This window comes from Candidatus Phytoplasma fabacearum (assembly GCF_030586805.1).
GTDB lineage: Bacteria > Bacillota_I > Bacilli_A > Acholeplasmatales > Acholeplasmataceae > Phytoplasma > Phytoplasma fabacearum.
The window spans coordinates 1-10,379 of the sequence record NZ_JAOSIM010000015.1; the positions used below are offsets into that span (position 1 = coordinate 1).

General features: G+C 26.4%; 8 protein-coding genes and 10 tRNA genes. 1 reads left to right on the forward strand and 17 read right to left on the reverse strand.

The genetic code is table 11. From position 1 onward, the window contains the following. Positions 1–216: 216 nt before the first annotated feature. The 4 genes from OC705_RS01745 to rpsT form a co-directional block, all read right to left on the reverse strand. The gene (locus OC705_RS01745) at positions 217–618 is read right to left on the reverse strand and encodes an RNA-binding S4 domain-containing protein (RefSeq protein WP_304514042.1); all 402 of its coding nucleotides are present in this window, start codon (positions 616–618) and stop codon (positions 217–219) included. Positions 619–703: 85 nt separating this feature from the next. Beyond that, on the reverse strand, positions 704–2,755 hold the full coding sequence (locus tag OC705_RS01750; RefSeq protein WP_304514043.1) for an AAA family ATPase: 2,052 nt from the start codon (positions 2,753–2,755) through the stop codon (positions 704–706). Between the two features lie 64 nt (positions 2,756–2,819). Next, positions 2,820–4,106, reverse strand: a complete 1,287-nt coding sequence (serS, locus tag OC705_RS01755; protein WP_304514044.1) for a serine--tRNA ligase — start codon at positions 4,104–4,106, stop codon at positions 2,820–2,822. Between the two features lie 90 nt (positions 4,107–4,196). Next, on the reverse strand, positions 4,197–4,457 hold the full coding sequence (rpsT, locus tag OC705_RS01760; protein WP_304512298.1) for a 30S ribosomal protein S20: 261 nt from the start codon (positions 4,455–4,457) through the stop codon (positions 4,197–4,199). Between the two features lie 627 nt (positions 4,458–5,084). Here rpsT and OC705_RS01765 point away from each other — a divergent pair. Beyond that, positions 5,085–5,561 (forward strand): Hsp20/alpha crystallin family protein, encoded by a 477-nt coding sequence (locus OC705_RS01765; RefSeq protein WP_304512297.1) that lies wholly within the window; start codon positions 5,085–5,087, stop codon positions 5,559–5,561. A 93-nt stretch (positions 5,562–5,654) separates the two neighbouring features. Here the strand turns inward: OC705_RS01765 and smpB are convergent, their stop codons facing one another. The 13 genes from smpB to OC705_RS01830 all read right to left on the reverse strand — a co-directional run bounded on the left by smpB (position 5,655) and on the right by OC705_RS01830 (position 10,367). Beyond that, entirely contained in the window at positions 5,655–6,104 is a 450-nt protein-coding gene (smpB, locus tag OC705_RS01770; RefSeq protein WP_304512296.1) for an SsrA-binding protein SmpB, read from the reverse strand. 377 nt (positions 6,105–6,481) lie between these two features. Then, positions 6,482–7,009, reverse strand: coding sequence for an inorganic diphosphatase (locus tag OC705_RS01775; protein ID WP_304512295.1), 528 nt, complete (start codon positions 7,007–7,009; stop codon positions 6,482–6,484). 69 nt (positions 7,010–7,078) lie between these two features. Next, positions 7,079–8,374 carry a hypothetical protein gene (locus tag OC705_RS01780; RefSeq protein ID WP_304514045.1) on the reverse strand — a complete coding sequence of 432 codons (1,296 nt, stop codon included), beginning with the start codon at positions 8,372–8,374 and terminating at the stop codon, positions 7,079–7,081. A 46-nt stretch (positions 8,375–8,420) separates the two neighbouring features. After that, positions 8,421–8,496 (reverse strand) — tRNA-Phe (locus OC705_RS01785). A 5-nt stretch (positions 8,497–8,501) separates the two neighbouring features. Then, positions 8,502–8,577 (reverse strand) — tRNA-Asp (locus tag OC705_RS01790). A 10-nt stretch (positions 8,578–8,587) separates the two neighbouring features. After that, a tRNA-Met gene (locus OC705_RS01795) sits at positions 8,588–8,664 on the reverse strand. A gap of 18 nt (positions 8,665–8,682) precedes the next feature. Next, positions 8,683–8,773 (reverse strand) — tRNA-Ser (locus OC705_RS01800). 11 nt (positions 8,774–8,784) lie between these two features. After that, a tRNA-Ile gene (locus OC705_RS01805) sits at positions 8,785–8,861 on the reverse strand. A 29-nt stretch (positions 8,862–8,890) separates the two neighbouring features. Beyond that, positions 8,891–8,967 (reverse strand) — tRNA-Met (locus tag OC705_RS01810). Positions 8,968–9,009: 42 nt separating this feature from the next. Continuing rightward, positions 9,010–9,085: transfer RNA gene (locus OC705_RS01815), tRNA-Ala, on the reverse strand. A gap of 13 nt (positions 9,086–9,098) precedes the next feature. Beyond that, a tRNA-Leu gene (locus OC705_RS01820) sits at positions 9,099–9,184 on the reverse strand. Positions 9,185–9,251: 67 nt separating this feature from the next. Continuing rightward, positions 9,252–9,327, reverse strand: a tRNA-Lys gene (locus OC705_RS01825). Between the two features lie 964 nt (positions 9,328–10,291). Then, positions 10,292–10,367: transfer RNA gene (locus tag OC705_RS01830), tRNA-Val, on the reverse strand. Between the last annotated feature and the right edge of the window lie 12 nt (positions 10,368–10,379).

Consider the following 10,379-nt stretch of genomic DNA (forward strand, 5'->3'; position numbering starts at 1 on the left):
CTACCTTGATTCCTTAGGTGAAGTAACCATTTTGTTAATGGTGAGATTCCAGGTTTGTTAATTGATAAACTATTCAATACTTAAAATATATATTAATAGACTCTGGACTGCTCGCTTATAGTAGTTTGCGAAACAGGTTTTACTATTACATCTACTTTCCTTCTTAGGCCATTACAAGCTTATCCTTAGAACCATTTGGTGGCGGTATCTTCTTGACTAACTACTTCGTCGCAACCCGCTTTTAAGAACTGCTGTAATTCTTGAGAGTTTCCATTCAAGAACCGTTCTTAGCCTTACAGTGTTTATCGCACTGGTGATTGGTAAAATCACACGATATTTAGGCCTCTTTGGCGCCCAATCATCTTCATAAATTATTTCTAAATTTAAATTAATAGGAAATAAAAAATTAGATTTTTCAATTAATGTAGATAAATTTATCGTAATTAAATCACAACTTTTTAAAATATTACTCTTTTTAACTAAAACATTATTAACCAATACTTGATCATTAGCAATTAATTTGTGAACTTGATTTTTAGTCAAACCAATTTTACTAGTAACAAAATCATCTAAACGAAACCCATTAAATTTTATTTCTACAATAAATTTTTTTATCATAAATCCTAAGTCCAGAAATTAATAAATTCTTATCTTAATTATATTCATATTAATTTAATTATTTATTTATAATAAGAAATTATTGTTAATTATTAAATTTTTTGGATAAATCTTTATTTTCGGATGTTTCTTTAGTATCAGAACTATCATCAGAAGATTCATTATTATTGATTAAATCTGAATTGTTTTTATCATTTGATTTTGTTTCAATAGTATCATTTTGATCATTTAAATAACCTAAATTTTCATTTTGTTCCTGATCAAACCAACTTAATTTTCCTGTCAAATATATCTCTTCAATGTCTTTAGTTACTAAAGTTTCTATTTTTAATAAATACTTAACTAAATTATTTACAAAATATTTATTTTCTAAAAGAGTTAGTTTAGCTAACTGATAACATTCATTAATAATATTTTTAACTTCTAAATCTATTTCCGAAGCTTTAGAATCTGAAAAATCTCTTTTAGATTCGCTAAACTGAACTAAACCCACTTTACTCATTCCATATTTAATTACCATTGTTCTAGCAATTTGACTAGCACGATCAAAATCAGAATATGCTCCATTAGAAATATCATCTAAAAAAATTTCTTCTGCAGCTCGACCACCTAAAGAGATCGCAATATTAATAATTAATTTTTTTCTTGACTTAAAATTAGAACTTTCACTATCAGGAGAAATAATATTATATCCACCTGCAGAGCCTCTTGGAATAATAGTAATTTTACGAACTTTTTCGATATTATCTAAAACGACAGCTAAAACGCCATGACCTGCTTCGTGATATGCAACTAATTTTTTTTCTTTTTTAGATAAAAAATCTTTTTTACGTGTAGAACCAATTAATATACGATCGATAGCCTCATTAACATCTTGAGGTTCTATAGTTAAACTACGACGACGTACCGCTAATAAAGCAGATTCATTCAAAACACCTTCTAATTGAGCTCCGCTAAATCCAATAGTTTCTTCAGCAATTTCACTTAAATTAACTTCCGAACTAAAACGTTTATTTTTAGCATGTAATTCTAAAATAGCTCTACGATCTCTTGCGCTTGGTAAATTAATAGTAAAACGACGGTCAAATCTACCAGGCCTTAAAATTGCTGAATCTAACACTTCTGGTTTATTGGTAGCAGCTATAACAATAATTTCTGTATTAGAGTTAAAGCCATCCAATTCCACTAATAATTGATTTAAAGTATTATCATGTTCCGAATGATGATTGCGGGCACCTCTTTTATGAGCTAAACCTTCTACTTCATCAATAAAAATAATACAAGGAGCATGTTGAGAAGCTTTTTGAAATAAATTACGCACACGAGAAGCTCCTACACCCACATATTTTTCTACAAATTCTGATCCAGAAGTAGCAAAAAAAGCAACTCCTGCTTCCCCTGCTACAGCTTTAGCTAATAAAGTTTTTCCAGTACCAGGAGGTCCGGATAACAAAACCCCTTTAGGAATACGAGCACCCATATCTTTATATTTTTGTGGATATTTTAAAAAATCAATAATTTCTTGCATTTCAATTTTTTCTTCAGAAAAACCAGCTATATTTTGAAAAGTAACATTACTTGCTAAATCGCCTTGTTCTTTTTTACCAATATATTTATCACCCATTTGTTCAAAAAATTTAGCAGTAGTAGATTTAAATAAAGAATATAATAAATAACAACTAATCAAAGGCAAGATAAAACCAATAGCATCAACCAAAGGACCAAATCCGAAATAAGGAGGTTCTGTTTGAGGATTTTCTAAAATTGTTTGATAAGAAGAATCAGTTTTAGATTTTTCTGCGATAATATCGATAATTTTGTGATAAATTTTATCAGATACAGAATTATATATTATTATTTTTTCTTTGCCTATAAAATCATAAGAAGTATCTACTATTTTAACTTGTAAATCATATAAAGTAGGTATACTACGGACTATTTTGGGTTTAATCTCTTTAATTTTAACATTTTTTTTCGGATTTTCTAAAACATTTATCAATTCCATAACATGATTAGGTTGTTTCATAATTTGGTCAAATATATTATGCATAGACATAATTATTCCAAAAAATCCTATAAGACATACCAAATGCCAAATAGTAATATGTTGAAAATATTTCTTGTAAAAATCGATCATAAATTTATTATTCCTTTTTTATAACATTTTTATATTATGTCTCAAGAATGATTTTTAATAATAATTAATTTTTTATTATATCTGTTGATAAATATTTTTGTAAAACTATAGGTACATTAACACTACCATCTTTATTTTGATAATTTTCTAAAATTGCCGCCATAGTTCTACCTATAGCTAAAGCCGAACCATTTAAAGTATGAACTAATTTACCTTTATCTTGTAAATGAGCTTTAAACTTAATATTAGCTCTACGAGCTTGAAAATCTTCTGCATTACTAATAGAAGCTATTTCGCAATATTTTTGTTGACTAGGCAACCACACTTCAATATCATAAGTTTTACTCATGCTAAAACCTAAGTCACCAGTTGATAACAACATAATACGATAAGGTAATTGCAATTTATCCAAAATAACGGCAGCATCTTTTAACATATCTTCTAAAACCATATAAGATGTTTTAGGTTCTACAAATTGAATTAATTCAACCTTATTAAATTGTTTCTGTCTCCAAATTCCCTTAGTATTTTTACCAGAAGATCCAGCTTCCTCGCGAAAACAAGTGGTGTAGCTAACATATTTAATAGGCAATCGTTTAATATCCAAAATTTCTTGACGATGTAAATTAATAGTAGGGACTTCAGCTGTTGGATTTAAATACCATTCGTATTTATTTGATTGTAATTTAAAAACATCTTGAGCAAATTTAGGCAATTGACCTGTAGCAAACATAGATTTTTGATTTACTATAAAAGGCGGTATTAATTCAAAATATTTATTAGATATATGATTATCTATCATAAAATTGATTAAAGATCTTTCCAAACGAGCTCCTAATCCTTTTAAAACAACAAATTTACTACCAACAATTTTAGAAGCTTTTTGAAAATCTAAAATATTTAAACTTAACCCCAATTGAAGATGATCTTTTATAACAAAATCATAATGACGTGGTTTGATAATAGAACGATATACCTCTATATTATCCAATTCACTATCTCCAATCGGAACACTTTCGTGAGGAATATTAGGTAAGCAATTTAAAATATTCATAACTTCTTCTTCGATTGTTGCCAAATTAATTTGTAATTTTTTTAAATTTGCTTCATAATTGATATCACCATCACTATCTAGAATACTTTCTGAATTGCACTTAATTAATGATTTATTAGTTTTCTGACGAGAATATTGATTCTTAAAATATTTTATACGTTCAATTTTTTGTAAAAATTGATTTTTAGATTTGTATAAAAAAATTAATTTATCCAATAAATCTTCGTTAACAAATCGATTTTTAAGTTTATTTTTCACTAAGTCTATATTTTTAAGTATAAATTTGATATCTAACACAACCTATAAAAACCTCTTTATGGTATCTCAATTTAATTAAATAAAATTTGTAATAAAATTTAATTTACTTTCAAAAAACAAAGATCGAAATTAACTATTATAAATGTTATTTAAAGCAATAGCGGCGCTTTTTTTCTTTCTATTTACATAATTACCTACATAAATGCCTTTAGATAAACCTTTATCTAATTTTTTGCAAACTATACTATAATACAAAGAAGCTTCGCGAAGATCTTTAGCATTTTTTAATTTCTTAAAATAAGTTTTAGTTGATGATTTAAAATCACTATTACGCAATCTACGTTTATTATTGGTAATAATTCGTTTTTTTTGTTGTTTAATATTTGCCATTTAGATAAATTCCTCTTTTAAATTTAGATTATTTAAATATTTTTAATTATTAAATTTTTTTCGAATTGAAAAAACGTCTATGCTACATTATATATTAATAATATTGGTTTTTTATTAGTTTTTGTTGCAATATGTATATACAATTATTAAATTTTATCAAAAATATCCCGGAGTAAATCATATAATTGATTTGTTTATCCAGAATTATTTCTTAATAGGTGGTAAATTTTTTTGAGTTTTAATAACAAAATTTTTCATTTAGTTATATATTGCGCAAGCCCCCATCTAAACCAGACAAATAAGTTTCTCTACATTCGACTTACCATAATCTTTTTCCTTGGAGATCAATTATCTTAATTATTCTAAATTAAGTATAAATCGATATTTAGGGTCTTTTTTGGTGACCAAGAAAATAATATGCTATCGAAAATATAAATTTAAATTTAACAAAAACATATTTAAACGTATACATATCCTATTATAACATCATTAAATATTATTGAATTAAATAAAAAAATTTGTTAGAATAAAACTGGAAAATTTATTAAAAATAAATTCAATTGTATAAATTTACAATTAAAAAATAATTTCATAAATTTAATAATAGGAGGATTTATAAAAGATAGTATGTCATTAATTAAAGATTTATTATCCATTCCAACAATTTTAGATTTAGATAAAAGATTACCTAAAGCTGATTTATGGGATTGCCAAGATTATTATTTACTTATTATGGATTTGCCAGGTTTTACTAAAGAACAAGTGAAAATTTCTGTTAATGAAGGGCGTTTAACTATTGAAGCAGATAATCGTTGTCCGCAAACAAACAATAATAAACAATCTGTAAATAAAAAAGATTCAGATGCTACCAAAGAAAATAATCCATCTAATGATTTTTGTTGTTTAATGGATAATTGTTCTGATTGTGAAATATTATATCAAGAAAGATTTTATGGCAAAATAGAAAGAACCTTTAACTATAACTTTATACATTTAACTAGCGTAAAAGATATTGAAGGTAAATTAGAAAACGGATTATTAAAACTTAAAATTAGTAAAAAAACACAAATCCAATCTAACAAAGAATTTGTACAATTAAAATAATTTATATAAAAAAATAAAATAAAAAATTCAAAATTAATTTTTTGAATTTTTTTATTTTTTTATATAAAATTTTTTTATTTTCTGTTAATTAATTCAAATAAATTCCTTTAAAATTTTTTTTGTATACATCAATTCATCTTTATGCTTTAAATCTTGACGTTTATCATATTTTTTTTTACCACGAGCTAAAGCGATTTCTAATTTAAACAAATTATGTTGATTAAATATTTTAATAGGAATTAAAACAAAATTATGAGTTTTTATTTTATTTTTAATTTGTAAAATTTCTTTTTTTTTAAGTAAAAGTTTCTTTTTTCTATTATCAATATGATCAAAATCATTACTACAAGAATATTTAGTAATTTTCATATTAATAACAAATAATTCGTTATTATCTAAGCAAACATAAGAATTATCTAAATGAACCTGACCTAAACGAATAGATTTCACTTCATTACCCAAAAGTTGAATACCAGCTGAATATTTTTTATCTAAAAAATAATCATAATTAGCTTTTTTATTAAAAATAACTTTTTGCTTCATAAAATACCTAAAAAATACTATCATTTATTTAAATTTAACCAAACCCCTAAATCAATTTTTATATATTATTTTTAAAATTGATTTATATATTTTTATATTATTATATGCTAATGTCAATCTTTAAAACATCAAATATTCATTATAATGCTAATTATTTTTTACTAGAGAAATATTCGGAAAAATTTCTTGATTAATATTAAATTTTTTAAAAATATATATTTTTTAAATTAATTATATTCTTTTAAATATTTATCGGAATATTATAAATTTTTATTATTCCCGAATAACAAAATCAAAAACAATTTATATATTTATTTATGTAAAATATTTAGATATTATTTTTTCAGAAAAAAATTTATAAAAATAAAAAATTCATTTTACTGTCTATGATTATATTTCGACAAAGCTGCTTCAACAACAGATATTGCTTCTTGCAAATCTTCTATTTTTTGAATTTTGATCTTTTTATTTTCTAAATCTTTATAATGTAACAAAAAATGTTCTATTTCTAATAACAAATATTTAGGTATATCTGACAAATTAACATATTCTTGAAACATCAAATCTTTTACAGGAACAGCAATAATTTTATCATCTTGTTGATCATCATCTAACATACGAATAACTCCGATAGGACGACATTCAACTAATACCATTGGATCTAAAATTTCTTGAGTTAAAACAAAAACATCTAAAGGATCATTGTCATCACATAAAGTTAAGGGGATAAATCCATAATTAGCTGGATAACAAAAAGATGTGTTTAAACAACGATCTAAAATCAAACAACCAGTTTCTTTGTCTAATTCGTATTTTTTTTTGCTACCACGAACAATTTCTATAAAAACCAAAAAATTATGGCCTGATAATCTATCAGAACTAATTGAATTAAATTTACTATTCATTAAATACCTACCATTGTTTTAAATTTTATCAAGACCATAATTAATTATAATTTTTTATTTATTATTTATTTAATTTAAAGTTAAACGCGCATTAAAAAAAGCTTTTTTATGTATCGATAAAGTTTTCTTATATAAAACATTAATATTCAAATGATGAAAAAAAGAATTGTAAAAAATTTGTTGTTTTTTATCTGTTCTTAAAATTAATAAATGATCGATAAGTTTAATTTGTTCAAGATTATTTTCATCTTGAAAAATTTCATAAAAATTTAAGTAAAAATCACTTAATTGTTCATTATTATCTAATTTTAATAAAAAACCTAAAGTCTTATGTCCTGGATTATTTATAATATCTAAATTCATTTCATATAAAGGTTTTATACGTTGAGTATTAATGGAATAATTCACTTCAAAAAAACTTGGAATAAATACACGACTAAAACTCAATAATACATTAAATAATAAATTACGATCTAATTCATCAATATCATTTAATTCATGAACTTTTTCTAATAAATTATTAATAGATATTTTCATCGATTCTTCATCAGAATCAGAAATTTCCATCAAATGTTTAATATAAATAACCAAATGTTTTCGAAAATTATCTACATCAAAATTTTCATCTCTGAGATTAAGAATTTCATGAATTAATTCTAAAACTGAATAACCTTTAACTTGACAATTACAAAAAGAAATGTTAATAGAAATTGCTTTATCTAAATCCTGAGGAGATAAATAAAAATAACCTAAATTAGGATTTTTTTTTAATAAACGATAAAAATCTAAAGCTACCAAAGAAACTTTTTCATATTTATCATCAATAAATTCTTCTTTAAGGCCTGATAAATTTAAACACTTAAATAAACAATTTATCTTAGATAAATTAGCATCAAAAGTACCAAATAAAATTTGTTTAAAATTAAACCATTCAAAAAAAGAAGCGCACGGCACAGTTCTAACATTTTTTAAAGCATAAAACAATCTCATTCGTTTAGAAAAAAAAGAACCTAAATCATGTTTGCAACTGAGTAAAAAAAATTGATTAGATAACAACTTGTCATGAGATAATAAAGAAACTTCCATTTCGGATTTATCATTATCATCTAACTTAGACACTTCAATTTCATCTACATTCTTATCCGATTTAAAAGTTTTTAAATTAGGAAAATTTTTAATTTCTGATTTATCCAAAAATGTTTTCAATTCGATAGTTTCCAAAGTTTCTAATGGTTTTTCCATCGCCTCAACGATCAAAAATTTAAAATTAACAATAAATAATAATATAAAAACTAAACATAATATAATTTTACAAAATAAAGATTTATTATTATTTTTATTCAAACAAAATATTTTTGACTTCAAATTTAATTTTATACTCTCTTCTAATCAAAAATAAAAATTATTATTATGGCGGCTCCGGGCAGAATCGAACTGCCGACACGAGGCTCTTCAGGCCACTGCTCTACCGACTGAGCTACAGAGCCAAAACTGGCGGTCCGAACGGGAATTGAACCCGCGATCTCCTGCGTGACAGGCAAGCATGTTAACCACTACACCATCGGACCATATCATTTTTGGTTGCGGGAGTAGGATTCGAACCTACGACCTTCGGATTATGAGCCCGACGAGCTACCAAACTGCTCTATCCCGCGATCTTTAAAATAAATAATTGGCGGAGGAAGAGGGATTCGAACCCCCGCGTCTTTGTAGACCTTCCAGTTTTCAAGACTGGCCCCTTCAACCGGACTTGGGTATTCCTCCAAAATATACTTTGGTGGACCCGGTAGGATTCGAACCTACGACCAACCGGTTATGAGCCGGTGGCTCTGACCAACTGAGCTACAGGTCCATACTCATATCATTAAATATTACATTTAATGGTAGCGGTAAAGGGATTTGAACCCCTGACCTCACGGGTATGAACCGAGTGCTCTAGCCAACTGAGCTATACCGCCTTTAAAATTATTATTAATATCCAATACATTTCAAAAAACTTCTGGTGGAGCTTAGCGGATTCGAACCGCTGACCTCCTGTGTGCAAAACAGGCGCTCTACCAACTGAGCTAAAACCCCTTTTTTAGTTTTATGGTACCCAAAGCCGGACTTGAACCGGCACGACATAAAGTCATGGGATTTTAAGTCCCACGTGTCTACCTATTCCACCATTCGGGCCCTTAAAAATATAAAATATATTTTATAAATTCTAATTTAAAATAATTAAATAAATTAAATCTATAAATGGTGTCCCGTAAAGGATTCGAACCTTTGACACCTTGATTAAAAGTCAAGTGCTCTACCAACTGAGCTAACGGGACGTTTTTTTTGGTTTGGTGCCAAAAGCAGGAATCGAACCCGCAACCTACTGAATCGAGATAGAATTAACACGTTTATTCATCTTTTTGGATAGATTTTTATTATGTTAAGCCTCTCACACCACCGGACAAGCTAGTTTCCCAGCATCCGGCGGTTATTTAAGTGATAATTTGATTTAGTCTAAAAATTTATAATTTATTGAGTTTTTCTCCATCTAGATAGATCAAAACTCTTTATTCATTTGATATTATTTAAAAACAATAATTTTGAAAATAATAATAAAACATTATTTTAAATTAACTAAATCTTCACAAAAATTTCCTCTTTCGCCTTGTACCAAGTTTTCCTTGGCTCCTTGGTGAGTCAGTTTAATCAAATATTCCAAATTGATTCTTAAATTTCTCACGACTACTATGATTCTGCTTTATCCTTGCAAGAATATTATTATTCTTGTTTAGGATGATAAAAGTTGCTCTAAATATTTACCTATGATTTTAGGCGAGGTAACCAATAATTTTTTAATGTCAATAAAAACTAAAAATAGTTATATAACATTATTAAAAATTGGTGGGTTCTGAGTTAAAGTAAATGATAATATTTATACACTTGTAATCTATGTATAAATTGCCTCAGATTTATCGGGATTTATACAGTTTTACCAATAAGTTACTGAATTACTCCACTTTTCCTCTTAGTCTCATTTCAGAGATTATCCATGATCATATCAGCTCGCGTAATCATTTTAACTAAACTGATTCGTCTCAATACACTTTGATATCTTGCTATAATTTTGTGTTCTTTCGTTCTCAAAACCAGATATCCGCTGCCGTTTCATTATCACAAAAACGTGTAATTGGTTAAATTACTTAATATTTAGGCCTCTTTTTCGCCCTTACAAGTCAGTTGCTCTACCAATTGAGCTATTTTGGCACAAATAAAAATTATAATAATTTGGAAGTTTTGGTTTGGTAGAGAATGAGGGGATCGAACCCCCGACCTCCTGCTTGTAAGGCAGATGCTCTCCCAGCTGAGCTAATTCTCTACTACAAATAAT